This window comes from Gordonia sp. QH-12 (assembly GCF_001578675.1).
Classification (GTDB): Bacteria; Actinomycetota; Actinomycetes; order Mycobacteriales; family Mycobacteriaceae; genus Gordonia; species Gordonia sihwensis.
In genome coordinates this window covers 60,915-74,876 of record NZ_KQ969298.1, presented here as the reverse complement: position 1 = coordinate 74,876, position 13,962 = coordinate 60,915, and the positions used below count along the sequence as shown (strand labels likewise).

General features: G+C 67.6%; 14 protein-coding genes and 1 other RNA gene. 11 read left to right on the top strand and 4 right to left on the bottom strand.

Translation table 11 applies throughout. From position 1 onward, the window contains the following. The first annotated feature begins 6 nt into the window (after window positions 1-6). The 9 genes from prfB to Y710_RS14865 all read left to right on the top strand — a co-directional run bounded on the left by prfB (window position 7) and on the right by Y710_RS14865 (window position 8,399). Window positions 7-1,119, top strand: a complete 1,113-nt coding sequence (prfB, locus tag Y710_RS14905) for a peptide chain release factor 2 (protein ID WP_006898285.1) — start codon at window positions 7-9, stop codon at window positions 1,117-1,119. Between the two features lie 25 nt (window positions 1,120-1,144). Then, window positions 1,145-2,074, top strand: a complete 930-nt coding sequence (locus Y710_RS14900) for a mechanosensitive ion channel family protein (RefSeq protein WP_045538593.1) — start codon at window positions 1,145-1,147, stop codon at window positions 2,072-2,074. Beyond that, the gene (locus Y710_RS14895) at window positions 2,064-2,567 is read left to right on the top strand and encodes an Rv3103c transmembrane domain-containing protein (RefSeq protein ID WP_006898287.1); all 504 of its coding nucleotides are present in this window, start codon (window positions 2,064-2,066) and stop codon (window positions 2,565-2,567) included. The genes Y710_RS14900 and Y710_RS14895 overlap by 11 nt, the downstream gene beginning before the upstream one ends. A 28-nt stretch (window positions 2,568-2,595) precedes the next feature. Further along, the gene (gene ftsE, locus Y710_RS14890; RefSeq protein WP_006898288.1) at window positions 2,596-3,282 is read left to right on the top strand and encodes a cell division ATP-binding protein FtsE; all 687 of its coding nucleotides are present in this window, start codon (window positions 2,596-2,598) and stop codon (window positions 3,280-3,282) included. A gap of 38 nt (window positions 3,283-3,320) precedes the next feature. After that, window positions 3,321-4,226 (top strand): permease-like cell division protein FtsX, encoded by a 906-nt coding sequence (gene ftsX, locus Y710_RS14885; RefSeq protein WP_006898289.1) that lies wholly within the window; start codon window positions 3,321-3,323, stop codon window positions 4,224-4,226. A gap of 29 nt (window positions 4,227-4,255) precedes the next feature. Next, window positions 4,256-4,729, top strand: coding sequence for an SsrA-binding protein SmpB (gene smpB / locus Y710_RS14880; protein WP_006898290.1), 474 nt, complete (start codon window positions 4,256-4,258; stop codon window positions 4,727-4,729). 3 nt (window positions 4,730-4,732) lie between these two features. Then, window positions 4,733-5,488, top strand: coding sequence for an alpha-amylase family protein (locus Y710_RS14875; protein ID WP_062367803.1), 756 nt, complete (start codon window positions 4,733-4,735; stop codon window positions 5,486-5,488). A gap of 95 nt (window positions 5,489-5,583) precedes the next feature. Then, window positions 5,584-5,956, top strand: a transfer-messenger RNA (tmRNA) gene (gene ssrA, locus Y710_RS14870). Between the two features lie 706 nt (window positions 5,957-6,662). After that, window positions 6,663-8,399: a penicillin-binding transpeptidase domain-containing protein gene (locus Y710_RS14865; RefSeq protein ID WP_062367811.1), complete on the top strand. Its 1,737-nt coding sequence runs from the start codon at window positions 6,663-6,665 to the stop codon at window positions 8,397-8,399. A gap of 195 nt (window positions 8,400-8,594) precedes the next feature. Here Y710_RS14865 and Y710_RS14860 read toward each other — a convergent pair whose 3' ends face one another. After that, entirely contained in the window at window positions 8,595-9,617 is a 1,023-nt protein-coding gene (locus tag Y710_RS14860; protein WP_231875756.1) for an alpha/beta hydrolase family protein, read from the bottom strand. Window positions 9,618-9,712: 95 nt separating this feature from the next. Next, a complete protein-coding gene (locus Y710_RS14855; protein WP_062367802.1) occupies window positions 9,713-11,359 on the bottom strand; it encodes a long-chain fatty acid--CoA ligase in 1,647 nt (548 codons plus the stop codon). Window positions 11,360-11,507: 148 nt separating this feature from the next. On the opposite strand from Y710_RS14855, the gene Y710_RS14850 reads away from it, so the two are divergent. Next, the gene (locus Y710_RS14850; RefSeq protein ID WP_006898296.1) at window positions 11,508-12,086 is read left to right on the top strand and encodes a TetR/AcrR family transcriptional regulator; all 579 of its coding nucleotides are present in this window, start codon (window positions 11,508-11,510) and stop codon (window positions 12,084-12,086) included. Between the two features lie 19 nt (window positions 12,087-12,105). Then, the gene (locus tag Y710_RS14845; RefSeq protein WP_045538586.1) at window positions 12,106-12,873 is read left to right on the top strand and encodes an SDR family NAD(P)-dependent oxidoreductase; all 768 of its coding nucleotides are present in this window, start codon (window positions 12,106-12,108) and stop codon (window positions 12,871-12,873) included. Window positions 12,874-12,906: 33 nt separating this feature from the next. Here the strand turns inward: Y710_RS14845 and Y710_RS14840 are convergent, their stop codons facing one another. Both Y710_RS14840 and Y710_RS14835 read right to left on the bottom strand, forming a co-directional pair. After that, entirely contained in the window at window positions 12,907-13,263 is a 357-nt protein-coding gene (locus Y710_RS14840; RefSeq protein WP_062367801.1) for a DUF488 domain-containing protein, read from the bottom strand. Between the two features lie 33 nt (window positions 13,264-13,296). Then, entirely contained in the window at window positions 13,297-13,956 is a 660-nt protein-coding gene (locus tag Y710_RS14835; RefSeq protein ID WP_062367800.1) for an alpha/beta hydrolase, read from the bottom strand. Between the last annotated feature and the right edge of the window lie 6 nt (window positions 13,957-13,962).

Sequence of the window (13,962 nt, the reverse complement as noted above, 5' to 3'; positions counted from 1 at the left end):
TTCCTCGTGCACCCCGATGTCTCCGCTGATCTCGAATCGCTCGACGCCACCCTGACGACCGTCGAGAAGGTGATGGACCTCGACGAGCTCCGTCGCCGAATCGACGAGCTCGAGATGCAGGCTTCCGACCCCGACCTGTGGAACGACCAGGAGCACGCGCAGAGCGTCACCTCCGAGCTGTCGCACGCGCAGTCCGAACTCCGCCGGGTCAGCGAGCTCCGGTCGCGCCTCGACGATCTCCCGGTGCTGTACGAGCTCGCGGAGGCGGAGGAGGGCGACTCGGCCGTCGCGGCTCTCGAGGACGCGGAGACCGAGCGAGCGGACCTGCGCCGCGACATCGAGGCCATGGAGGTCAAGACCATGCTAGCGGGCGAGTACGACCCCCGCGAGGCGCTGGTGAACATCCGCTCCGGTGCGGGCGGAGTGGATGCGGCGGACTGGGCGCAGATGCTGATGCGCATGTACATCCGGTGGGCCGAGCAGCACGGGCATCCGGTCGAGGTGTACGACACCTCGTACGCGGAGGAAGCGGGCCTCAAGTCCGCGACCTTCGCCGTCAAGGCGCCGTACATGTACGGAACGCTGTCGGTGGAGCAGGGCACCCACCGCCTGGTGCGGATCAGTCCGTTCGACAACCAGGGCCGCAGGCAGACCTCGTTCGCCGAGGTCGAGGTGTTGCCGGTGGTCGAGACCACCGACCACATCGACATCGACGAGAACGACGTGCGGGTGGACGTGTACCGCTCGTCCGGCCCGGGCGGACAGTCGGTCAACACCACCGACTCCGCGGTGCGGCTGACGCACGTCCCGACGGGCATCGTCGTGACATGTCAGAATGAGAAGAGCCAGCTGCAGAACAAGGTCGCCGCGATGCGCGTGCTGCAGGCCAAACTCCTCGAACGCAAGCGTCTGGAGGAGCGTGCGCAGATGGACGCGCTCAAGAGCGACACCGGCGCCAGCTGGGGCAATCAGATGCGCTCGTACGTGCTTCACCCCTACCAGATGGTGAAGGACCTGCGAACGAACGTGGAAAGCAACAACCCGTCTGCGGTGCTCGACGGTGATCTCGATCAGTTCATCGAAGCGGGCATCCGCTGGCGGATGAACGAAGGCGAGTGATCGTATCGATTCCGTTCCCACCTACCTGGTAGATCGGCTCGGGCTGCCGAGCTGGCTGCAGTCCTGGGAGAAGTGGCTCGCAGTCGACTTCGTCGGCATCCTGCTCTGGATCATCGGCGGGATCCTGGTCATCCGGTTCTTCCGATGGGGTGCCGGCCGGTACAGCAAGCGGGTGCTGCGGCAGTTCGAGTCCAGCGACGACATCGTGCAGTCCGAGGACATGAAGCACCGGCGGGCACTGGTGGACGTCGTGACCTGGACGTTGGTAGCGCTCACCGTTGCCGCGGTCACGATGCACATCCTGGGGATGTGGGTCGCGAAGAGCAGCCTCGTGGGGCTGAGCGCGGTGGTCGGTGCGGCGCTGGGCTTCGGCGCGCAGCGCGTGGTGCAGGATCTGCTGGCCGGCTTCTTCATCATCGCCGAGCATCAGTACGGCTACGGCGACGTCGTCAACCTCTCGGTGACCGGCGGCCTCGAAGCCGAGGGCACCGTCGAGGATGTGACGCTCCGCGTCACCCGACTCCGGAACACGGACGGCGAACTGCTCATCGTGCCGAACGGTCAGATGATCAAGGCCGCGAACCTGTCGAAGGACTGGGCGCGGTCGGTGGTCGACGTGCCGGTGCCGCTCGACGCCGACATCAACGAGGTCAACACGGTCCTGCGCGAGGTGGGACAGACCTTCTACGACAACCCGCGGTGGAACCGGTTGCTGCTCGACGCGCCGACCCCGCTGGGCATCACCAACCTCGAACTCGACTCGGCGACCGTCCGGATGGTGGCGCGGACGCTTCCCGGCCAGCAGTTCGAGATCGGCCGCGCGCTGCGCGGCGACATCATCTACGGCCTCGCGCGCCACGGGATCTTCGTCCAATCGGTGCAGCAGCAGTCGGCGGTCAAGACCGCCGGGGACGAGGCCGCCCAGACCGGAGGCGGGGTGAGCGATGAGCACTGAGGAACGGCCGGCCGACACCGCCGCTCACACGACCGTCGCCGAGGCCGCCGCAGCTCCCGAGCCGTCGGCGATCGTGAAACTCGCGCGGCGCATGCGGCACGTCTATCACACGCGCATTCGGACGACCACCGTCGTCCTGATCCTCATATGGTTCGCGCTGCTCGGCTTCTACGGGTTCAGTTCCGAGCACTACGCCACCGAGCCGAGGGTCCCGCAGGGCACGCAGGTGCAGCAGCCTGTCGAGCCGACGACGTCGCAGCCCAGCTACACCTCGCAGACCCCCACGTCCTCGACCGTCGAGTCGTCGACCGAACCGACGCAGACCGAGACTCCCACCACGGAGACCGGACGGGGCACCGAGGGCACCGGCCGTCAGACCGGGCGGGCCACGCCGAGCACGCCGGCCGGGGAGCAACAGCAGCAGCAACTGCCGCAGGCGCCGAATGGAACCGTGCAGCCGACCTCCCAGCCCGGAGCCAGTGCGGGCGAGTAGTCCTGACCGGTCAGTACACTTGGCTACCGTGATCAAGCTGACGAATGTGACGATGCAATACGCAGCGTCTTCTCGCCCCGCGCTGGACGATCTGTCGCTGGAGGTCGAGAAGGGGGAATTCGCCTTCCTGATCGGTCCGTCGGGTTCCGGTAAGTCGACCTTCTTCCGGCTGCTGCTCAAGGAGGACAAGCCGACGTCCGGCGACGTGTACGTGGGGGATTTCCACGTGAACAAGCTCCGCAGCCGGGAGGTCCCGAAGCTCCGTCAGTCCATCGGCTGCGTCTTTCAGGACTTCCGCCTGCTGCAGCAGAAGACGGTGGCCGACAACGTGGCCTTCGCGCTCGAAGTGATCGGCAAGCCCGCGTCCACGATCCGGGAGGCGGTACCCGAGACCCTGGAGTATGTGGGTCTCTCGGGCAAGTCGGACCGGATGCCGCACGAGCTGTCCGGTGGTGAGATGCAGCGGGTGGCGATCGCGCGAGCCATCGTCAATCGTCCGGCCCTGCTCCTGGCCGACGAGCCCACCGGAAACCTCGACCCGGAGACCAGCGAGGAGATCGTCGAGGTTCTCGATCGTGTCAATCGCGGCGGCACCACCGTCGTCATGGCCACTCACGACCGCCACATCGTCGACGCGATGCGGCGCCGCGTGGTGGAGTTCGACAACGGGACCCTGGTGCGCAACGACGAGCACGGCGTCTACGGCATCGGCTGACACTTGACCTTCCACAGGCGGGAAACCAAAGGCATCACATGCGCTTGAACTTCATCTTCGGCGAGGTCTTCAACGGCTTCCGCCGCAACATCACCATGACCGTCGCGATGGTGCTCACCACGGCGATCACCCTCGGCATGCTCGGCGGCGGTCTGCTCGTGATCCAGATGGCCAACAAGAGCCAGAAGATCTTCCTCGACCGCGTCGAGATGCAGTTCTTCATCAACGACGCGGTCACCGCGAAGGATCCGAACTGCCTCGAGGCTCCGTGCACCACACTGCGCACCGACCTGGAGTCGGAGCCGGGAGTGGCGTCGGTGACGTTCATCAGCCAGGAGCAGGCGTACAAGACGGCCAAGGAGTCGTGGGAGAAGGACTCGCCCGAGCTCGCCGACTTCATCCGCAAGGAGGCGTACCAGGGAGCGCTGCGCGTGCGGATGGCCGATCCCGACCGCTTCGGCGCGGTGCTCGACAAGTACTCGCGGGCCGAGGGCGTCGACGGAGTCCTCGATCAACGTGACCTGGTCAAACGTATCTTCAGCGTGCTCGACGGGGCTCGCAACGCGGCCTTCGCCATCGCCGCGGTCCTGGCCGTGGCCGCGATCCTGCTGATCGTCAACACCGTGCAGATCGCGGCCTATACGAGACGGACGGAGGTGTCGATCATGCGGCTGGTCGGCGCCACCAGGTGGTACACCCAGCTGCCCTTCCTGCTGGAGGCGGTGATCGCCGCGGTGGTCGGAGCGCTGCTGGCCATCGGCGGGCTGTTCCTGGCGAAGATATTCTTCTTCGACAAAGCGCTCGAAGACCTCTACGGTGTGAACATCCTGGCGCGCATCACGTCGGCGGACGTGTGGTTCGTGTCGCCGTGGCTGCTGTTGTCGGGCATCGTGCTCGCCGGCGTCACCGCGTACGGCACCTTGCGCGTCTATGTCCGTGAATGACGACTACATGAAGAATTCGGAGGTCTGCCGTGCCCAGGGATAAGGGTAAGTCGGTGATCGCGACGAACCGGAAGGCTCGGCACAACTACACGATTCTCGAGACCTTCGAGGCGGGGATGGTTCTCCAGGGGACCGAGGTCAAGGCGCTGCGCGAGGGCAAGGCGTCACTGGTCGACGCCTTCGCGACGATCGACGACGGCGAGGTATGGCTCAACGCCGTGCACATCGCCGAATACGGCAGCGGCACCTGGACCAACCACGCCCCCCGACGCAAGCGCAAATTGCTGATGCACCGTCGTGAGATCGACGGGCTCATCGGCAAGCTGCGCGACGGAAATCTGACGCTGGTTCCACTGTCGATGTACTTCTCCGACGGTTACGCAAAGGTGGAGCTGGCGCTCGCCAAGGGCAAGCAGGCGCACGACAAGCGCCGCGACATCGCCGAGCGGACCGCCAAACGCGAGGTGGAGCGGACTCTCGGCCGGCGCGTCAAGGGAATGTAGCGGTTGGCGGTTCCGCGCAGACTCTCCGGCATCGCGCTGACGCTTGTGGTCGCGGCGCTCACGGCCGCGGGCTGCGCCGACCGGGCACCGCAGGCGCAAGCGGTTCCCGAGGTGGGCTGGCTCGTCGCCGACCATTCGTGCGCGCCAGATCGGGTGCGGGCTCAAGCCGACGCTGTGGTGCGCACCGGTCTGCGCGACGTGGGGTTCCGCGAGTTGTTCATCGATTGCAATGACGAGGATCGCGCCCGGATCGACGCCGACTCGGGCGTTCGCGCCGATCTGGCCTCGCTCGGACTGCACATGCATCCGCTCCCGTCCGCGCAGCGACGCACGGCCGTCGACGCCGCGGCCGCTACTCCGTCCGGGCTCCGGACGGCGGTGACGCGGCGGGTGATGAGGGCCGAGCCCCTGGTGGTGACCGGAGATCTGCCCGCCGTGCCCCGTGGCACGGTCGAGATGCTCCGGAACCCGGAGATCGGTGAGTTGGTCCGCGATCGCCGTGCGGCACCGGGCGCCGAGGTGAACGGCGATCCCGAGACGTACTCGCGGGCGATCGGGGAGCGGGGACTGCTGGTGTCGTTCACCAACACCGGACCCGTCGGCCGCGACATGTCGATCCCGATCGCCGATCTCGGCCTGGCCGGCGACGACGTGGTTCCGGCGCGTGAGGTCTGGTCCGGACGCCGCATCAAGGCCGAGGACGGGGAACTCACCATTCGGGTAGGAGCGGGCGACGCGGCACTGCTGCGGATCGGCTGAGCGACCCGAATGACGTCGCGACGAATACCGGGATGATTCTGTCGTCTCCGTTGGTTATGATTAGGTGTCCGCCAAAATCTGGAGGGCACCCCCTCGGGGCCGATCGGTTTCGACTACGTGCATCGAGGTGGGGGAAGCGTGTCGGTGCAGGCTAGAGACCACCGTAAGCGTCGCAGCAACCAATTAAGCGCCGATTCCAATCAGCGCGACTACGCTCTCGCTGCCTGATCAGCGAGGCTAGTCTGTCGGCCCGGTTCTAAGTTCCCGGAACCGGATGCCGGCATCAGCTAGGGAACTCACTGTCGCCGCCGGTCGCGGGCGTCGGCAGGACATCCAACAGCGACTGGGATCGTCATCCCGGCTTGTTCGCGAGACCGGGAGATCCGAGTAGAGACACAGCGGACTGCACACGGAGAAGCCCCACTGAAGTGACGGAGGACCCGGGTTCAATTCCCGGCGGCTCCACGAGGTAAGGCCCCCGGTCGTCACCGACCGGGGGCCTTACTCATATCCGGCAGCTCATATCCGGCAGATCGCTAGGCTGCGTTGATGCAGATCACGAAGTGGATCGGGACCGCGAGCTGGTGGGTATTCGTCGTCGCTCGTCTCGTGGGAGAGATGGGAGAGCCGGTCGCGGGGACATCGCGCGATTTCGTCGGCTTCCCTGCGGGTCGGCGGTGGATGGACCGCGTACACGCCGCTCACCGATGCGATCGCGACGAGGAACGTCGACACCGCCGCACCGAATGCGCTGATGCTGATCTCGCTGATCGCACTGGCAGTCACGGTGGCTGCGGGAGTGGTGCAGGCCGTGCTCAGTCGCCGTCTGCTCGTCGGCGTGATCGCGGTCGCGGCGCCGGTCGTCGGAGGTGTACTGGTCCTGTGGGCTCTCTACCACCGGACTGGGGCCGCAGGCGCAGTGCAACTCTCGTCGCTGTCGGTATTCGCCCTGATACTGACCGCCGCGGCTGTTCGCGGTCTCGGTACACAGCTCGGTGCGTATGGGAATCGGGCCGGGGCCGCGGCGCCGGTCGGAGAGGAGCGGACTCGACCGGCGGAGGATCCGCCTGACGGGGACGGGTTCTTGCAGGTCGGCGACGGTGTGGTCGAGAAGACAGTGCCGGTGGCCACGTGCGAGTTGCTCTGCCGGGCCGTGTCTCGGTTGACTGGAGAGATGCGCAGAATCGCCGTGGGCGTCGTCCTCATCCTGCTCGTCGCGCTCGCCACAGCGTGCGGAAGTGACCCGTCGCCGGCTCAGCGGCTGGCGGACGCGCTGAACAGCCGCGACATGACCGCCGCCGCCTCGGTGACCGACGATCCGGCGTCGGCCGAGAAGGCGTTCACAGCCAGCTTCGACGGGATGGGCGAGGCCAAGGTTCACGTGAGTGTCGGCGGCGAGGACGACGACGAACTGAACTGGTCGTGGTCGCTGCCGCACGGCCGGACCGTCGACTACACCACATCGGTCGCGGAGACGGGCGGCAAAGTCCGCTGGACGCCGCAGCTGATTCATCGAGACCTCAAGCTCGGCGCTCGTCTGCTCTACAGCGATGACAAGACCTACGACGTCCCGGTCGTCGACCGGTCCGGTCGCGACCTCCTCACCTGGCAGGAGGTCACGGTGGTCTCGCTCGCCCCGGATCGGTCCGGGTCTGCGGAGGCACTCGCCGCGCGACTGCGGCCGGTGGCGCCGACGGTCACCGCAGCATCCGTTCGCGCAGACGTCAAAGGAAAGAAGGAACCGACCACGATCGTGACACTGCGCGCCGCGGACGCGAAGAAGGCCGGGGACCTCGCTTCCATTCCCGGCGTCACAGTCCGCAAGGAGGGACGCCTGCTCACCGCGTCGAAGGACCTGCGCTCTCCCGCGGTCGCCGGCCTCGAGGAGCAGTGGCGGAAATCGATCGACGCGGCGGCCGGCGCCACCGTGGCGATCGCCGACGCCGAGGGGAACCCGATCGGGCGCGTGAAGACATTCGACGGCCGGACTCCCGAGCGGGTGGAGACCACTCTCGACGTCACCCTCCAGCGTGCGGCGAATGCCGCGGTCGCCACTTCGCGTCGCCCGACGATGCTGGTCGCGATCCGGCCGTCGACCGGAGGGATCCTGGCGGTGGCGCAGAACGAGGGAGCCGACCGGCAGGGGCCGGTGGCGTTGAGCGGTCTGTACCCGCCGGGCTCCACGTTCAAGACGGTCACCACGCTGGCCGCACTCGATGCCGGCGTCACGAAGCCCGATGCGATACTGCCGTGTCCCGGAAAGAAGCGGATCGGCGATCGCGTCATTCCGAACGAGAACGAGTTCGATCTCGGTGCCGTGCCGCTGCACACCGCGTTCTCGCGCTCGTGCAATACGACGATGGCGGCGCTGTCGGCCGAGTTGTCCGATACCGCGCTCACCGACACTGCGCGCTCGCTCGGGCTCGGCGTCGATTACACGATCCCCGGGCTCACCAGCGTGACAGGCGCGGTCCCCGCAGCGAAGACCACTGCGGCGAAGGTCGAGAACGGGATCGGGCAGGGCACGGTCACCGCCTCGCCGTTCGGCATGGCGCTCGCGGAAGCGAGCCTCGCCGCGCGTCACACCGTCACGCCCACGTTGATCCAGGGACGCGCCACCGGGGAGAGTGCACGGCCGTCGGAGATCTCGGCGTCGGCGGCCGCCGCACTCCGGACGATGATGCGCGAGACCGTCAGTTCCGGCACGGCGACCGCCCTGCGCGACATTCCGGGGCTCGGAGGCAAGACGGGGACGGCCGAGTTCGGCGACAACACCCACTCGCACGGCTGGTTCGCCGGCATCGACGGCGACCTCGCCTTCGCGACCCTCGTCGTCGGCGGTGACAGCTCGGCGCCCGCGGTGCAGGTGAGCGGCGAGTTCCTGCGGGCGGCGAAAGCGGATCTGCCCTGACCCGGAGAAGCGAAGTGCCCCGCCGTGGGCGGGGCACTTCGTCGAATCGGAGCGGCGCTTACTGAACGCCGGAGAAGACGGTCTTCAGAAGCTCGAACACGTGAGGATGCTCAACGATTGCCGTCCACAGTGCTGCGTCCATAGGTATCTCGCCTTTCTAAGGGGATTCGAGGCTTACATCCCCACTTTACGTGGTCATTGCGAATGCCGTTTCGCGAAGACGCGCAGCGCGTCCAAATAGCCCGGTGCGTACACCGAAGACGGCGCGAACCTGGTGCGTGCCGCGACACGGAAATCGTCTCGGTACTCGATTCCCTCCCGCGTGATGCTGTGCGTGGCGTCGTCGAACCGCTTCACGGTCAGCAGATCCGGCCGGACGGTGCGGCGGTAGACGGACTCGGTCTCGTCCACGTCGACGGTGCGGTCGTCGCCCCCGAGCACCAATAGGAGCGGAACTGCGATGCGCGGCAGGGACGCCGTCGCATCCGACCGGAGGTTGCGTTCGGCGAACCCCCACTGCGCGGGGGGCATCGGCTCCGGATCGATCCCGGAACGCCGGTACGCGGCGTACCCGGCACCCTCTTCCAACAGGCGCACCCGCTGGGCCCGGCGTGCCAGTTCCGCCGACGCCTCCGGAGCCGGGGCGCCGTGTGCGGACAGGTCGGACCGCAGCGCGAACTCGTGCTGCCGGAGCCAGTTGACCGCCGGCCCCACCAGGACGGCGAATCGCACGTCATTGCGCGCCGCGAGCACCTCGGGCACCACCCATCCGGCCTGTCCGTCGCCCCAGACGCCGATGCGGGTGGTATCGATGTCGGGGCGCGTGTAGGCCCACGAGACAGCGGCCTCGACCTCCGTCTCACGGTCGTGCATCGATTGGTCGAGCCAGTCTCCGGGCGCGCCGCCGACCCCCGGTTTGTCCCACGACAGCGTTGCGAATCCGGCCTTCGCGTACGCGTCCCAGAGCGGCTTGTAGGTGTCGTCGCGACTGGCGTTCGCCGGTCCGTCACCGTGGACGAACACCACGAGCCCGTGCGGTCCCTCGCTGTTGACAGGCGTCGCGAGCACCGCGTGCAGTTCGCCGCGGGGACCTTCGATCGTGACCCGTTCCTCGTGGATCGCGAAATCGCCCGCCACCAGGATCCACACGGTACCGCCGAGGACGAGCGCTGCGATCGTGCCGAGCGCCGCCAACGCCAGCTTCTTCCTGCGGCTCACTCAGGCGAGTCTAGACGGCGGTCGCCGCGCACTCGAAGGCCCGACCGTCGCGTGGACGGTCGGGCCTTCGAGAGCGGGTGGCCTGCGGGCGGCGTCTACGCGTCGGGCTCGCCGAGCACCGTGTAGTCGCCGTCGGCGTAGTGCTGACGGACGCGCTTCTTGTCGAACTTGCCGACCGAGGTCTTGGGAACCTCGGTGACGAACGACCACCGCTCGGGGATCTGCCAGCGCGGGATGCGGTCCTCGAGGAACTTGCGGTGCGCCTCCACGTCGGCGTCCGCTTCATCGCGGACCACCGCGAGCACGAACGGCCGCTCGTCCCACTTGGCGTCCGGGACGCCGATGACGGTCGCTTCCACCACCGCCGGATTCGACGCGATCACGTTCTCCAGTTCCACCGACGAGATCCACTCGCCTCCGGTCTTGATGATGTCTTTGGCGCGGTCGACGATCGTCATGTACCCGTCGGGTGTGATGGTCGCGACGTCGCCGGTGCGCAGCCAGCCGTCGTCGAACTTCGACGGATCGGCGACGTTGCCGTCGGGCTGGTAGTACGAGCCGGTGATCCACGGGCCGGACACCTCCAGTTCACCGCGAGCCTCGCCGTCCCACGGCTGCTCCTGGCCGTCGTCGCCGACGATCCGTGCGGCGACCGGAGCGGGGAAGCGGCCCTGGGTGACCCGATAGGCGAATGCGGCGTCCTCGTCCTCGACGCCGGCCGGGGGCCGGGAGATGGTCCCCAGCGGGGAGGTCTCGGTCATGCCCCAGGCGTGCACGATCTTGACGCCGTAACCGTCGAACTTGGTGATCATCGACGGCGGGACCGCCGCACCGCCGACGACCACCTCGCGCAGGTGGGTGATGTCCTGCGGCTTCGCATCGAGCAGTGCCGACACACCCTGCCAGATGGTCGGCACCGCGGCGGCGAGCGTCGGGCGGGTCTCGACCATCATCGCCAGCAGCGGCTCCGGCTGCAGGAAGCGGTCGGGCATCACCAGGGTCGCGCCGGCCATCATCGCCGCGTACGGCAGCCCCCACGACATGACGTGGAACATCGGGACGATCGCGAGCATCGTGTCGTGATTCGACAGACCCATGCCGCTCGTCGACGTCCCGAGGAGCGAATGCAGGTAGATGCTGCGGTGCGAGTAGACGACTCCCTTCGGGTCGCCGGTGGTACCCGAGGTGTAACACATGACGGCGGCGTCGGTCTCGTCGAGCTTCGGCCAGTCGTAGGTCGTCGGCTCGCCGGCGATCAAATCGTCGTAGGCGTGCACGGTGACGCCTTCGGGTGCGGTCAGCGACTCGACGGGGCCGTTCGCCACGACGACGTGCTTCACATTGGGTGTGCCGGCCAGATACTGCGACAGCATCGGCGCGACGGACGCGTCGACGAAGATCACCTTGTCGTCGGCGTGATTGATGATGAATACGGCCTGCTCGGGCGAGAGTCGCAGGTTCAGGGTGTGCAGAACGGCGCCCATCGACGGCACGCCCGCGTACAGCGCCTGATGCTCGGTGTTGTTCCACATGAAGGTCGCGACCCGATCGCCCCTGGCGACGCCCAGCTTGGTCAGCGCGTTGGCGATCTGTGCGCCCTGGTCGCCGATGTCGGCGAACGAGGCCTCACGGGTGCCCTCTCCGGTCCAGGTGATCACCTTCGCCTCGGGGAACACTCGACGGCTGTACTCGACCAACCCCGAGATCAACAGATCTCCGTGCTGCATCGTCGTCTGGACCATGTGCTGTCTCCTTCACGCTGTTCGCACGCGCAGTGCCACCGGAATGTCGATGATGTGAATCGGTTCACTCTCGTGATCGATTGTTCCCCGAACTACAGTCAAATTATGCATCATTTCGTTCGAATGATGCAGAGGCGGGAGATTGACGGTGATCGATCCGGAGGTCGTCCTCGACGCGGCGCGTGAGGTCTTCATCGCGGACGGCGGGATCGAGGTCGGGGAACTGGCTCAGACGGTGGGTGTGAACCGGACCACACTCTACCGTCGATGGGGTGGGCGCGACGGCTTGTTGGCCGAGGTCATCTGGTCGATCACCGAGCCGACGATCGCCGCTGCCGCGCGGCGCGCACCTGGTCGCGGAGCGGAGAAGATCGCGAGAACGATGGGGGAGTTCGCCGCCATCGTCAACGGCTCGGTGCATTTCGGAACGTTTCTGCGACGGGAGCCCGAGCGGGCGCTCCGACTGATGACCACGCACGCCGGTGGCGTCCAGCCGCGCATCGTCGGCAAGATCCGCGAACTGGTGCAGGCGGAGATCGATGCGGGGGAGATGTCCTCGCCGCTGCCGATCGACGATCTGGCACTCATCCTCGTCCGCATCACCGAGACGTTCGTCTACACCAATCTCATCACCGGTCGCGAGCCGGACGCGGCGAAGGCGTCGCAGGCCTGTGCCGCCATTCTCGGCGTCGGACTGCTATCCGACGACCCGAACGAAATCACCTGAGAGCAAGGAGATCACAGCCATGTCGACAATCCTCGACACCTTCCGTCTCGACGGCAGGGTCGCCCTCGTGACCGGCGCGTCCAGCGGACTCGGCGTCGGCTTCGCGAAGGCGCTCGCCGACGTCGGCGCCGACGTGGTCCTGGCCGCGCGGCGCGCGGACCGCCTCGCCGACACCGAGGCCGCGATCGAGGGTATGGGACGGCGTGCGCTCGCCGTCACCACCGACGTCTCCGACCCCGAGCAGTGCACCGCCGCGGTCGACGCGGCGATGGCCGAGTTCGGGCGCGTCGATGTGCTCGTCAACAATGCCGGCGTCGGCTGGTCCGCGCCGGCGCTGCGCGAGAAGCCCGAGGACTTCCGCCGGGTGATGGAGATCAACGTCAACGGCTCGTACTGGATGGCCCAGGCGTGTGCCCGGGTGATGCGGCCGGGCAGTTCGATCGTCAACCTCGCGAGCGTGCTGGGACTCACCTCGGTGCTGATGCCGCAGGCCGCGTACTCGGCCAGCAAGTCCGCGGTCATCGGTCTCACCCGCGACCTCGCGCAACAGTGGACTCCCCGCAAGGGCATCCGGGTGAACGCGCTGGCGCCGGGCTACTTCGAGTCGGAGATGACCGGCGAGTTCGCCGAGGGCGTCCTGGACGAGTACGTGGTTCCGCGCACGCTGTTCGGCCGGATCGGGAATCCGGGGGAACTCGACTCCGCGCTGGTCTTCCTCGCGTCGGACGCCAGCAGTTACATCTCGGGTCTCACGCTGCCCGTGGACGGTGGGATGCTGACGAACTGACGGTCCGGCCAGACTCGGCGGGCCAGCGCTCGCTCAGCGGACGCCGTGGTCGGCGAGCGCCGCGACGATCGTCGGGACGTGACTGGTGGACGGGTCCTTGGTGGCCGTCGCGAGCTCCAGGTCGCCGTCGGTTCCGAGGCGCACCAGTTCGGCGAGCGCGTCGGCCTGCGGTCCCGGCTCGTCCAATTCCGCTCGATAGCGTGCGGAGAACGCGTCGTACTCGTCGGGGTGCGCGTGATACCACTTGCGCAGATCGTTCGACGGGGCCACCTCTTTGAGCCAGCGGCCGATGCGAGGGTCGTCCTTGTGCACTCCGCGCGGCCACAGTCGGTCGACGAAGACGCGGTGGTCGTCGGGGGCGTCGTAGACGCGGGCGATGGAGACGGTCACGTGGGTGTCCTTTCGCCGGTGGTGATTCCGACGTTACGCCGTCGTGCCCGCGACCGAGCGACGGTCGGCGGCCAGTGCGTCGGCGACGAACCGCAGGGCGCTGCCCTGCCAGAGCCCGATGTGGTCGAGCATCGGATGGCCGCCGTCGGGCACCGCGAGGTATTCGGCGTCGAGTCCGCGGGCCGCGAGCTCGGCGATGCCTTTCGCGGTGCGCCGGGCCCGCGTGACGGTGTCGGCCTCGCCGTGCACGGCGCGAACCCGTGCGCCGGGGTGGATCTGCCGCCAGTCGGCGAACTGCCACCACGGCGCGAGGGCGAGGATGTCGGTGACCCGCTCGTCGTCGCCCAACTGCGCGGCGATCCGGCCGCCCATCGAATGGCCGATGACGGCGATCGGGACGCCCGGGTAGTCGGCCGCGAGACGGTCGAGAGCGGCCCGGGCGTGGGGCATCGGGCTGGCCTGTCCGCCGTTCCAGCCGTAGACCCGGTACTGCGCCTGACGGACGCGGACCCGCGTGCCGAAACGCATCTGGATCGACGCGGTGAACGGGTACATCCGCAGCGCCGAGCCCTGAGCTCGGGAGAAGGGCCGGTAGCTGAAATCGGTTCCGCCGGGGAGCACGAGAACGGCCAGTTCCGGATCGCGGACGGCGGCGCGCACCGGTGTCAACAGCATGTTCGCCAACTGCAGCATTCGCCC

Coding starts and splice junctions, on each gene's coding strand:
- Y710_RS14865 (WP_062367811.1), top strand. CDS start 6,663: ATGCGCAGAATCGCCGTGGGCGTCGTCCTCATCCTGCTCGTCGCGCTC.
- Y710_RS14855 (WP_062367802.1), bottom strand. CDS start 11,359: ATGGTCCAGACGACGATGCAGCACGGAGATCTGTTGATCTCGGGGTTG.
- Y710_RS14835 (WP_062367800.1), bottom strand. CDS start 13,956: ATGCTGCAGTTGGCGAACATGCTGTTGACACCGGTGCGCGCCGCCGTC.
- Y710_RS14895 (WP_006898287.1), top strand. CDS start 2,064: ATGAGCACTGAGGAACGGCCGGCCGACACCGCCGCTCACACGACCGTC.
- ftsX (WP_006898289.1), top strand. CDS start 3,321: ATGCGCTTGAACTTCATCTTCGGCGAGGTCTTCAACGGCTTCCGCCGC.
- Y710_RS14845 (WP_045538586.1), top strand. CDS start 12,106: ATGTCGACAATCCTCGACACCTTCCGTCTCGACGGCAGGGTCGCCCTC.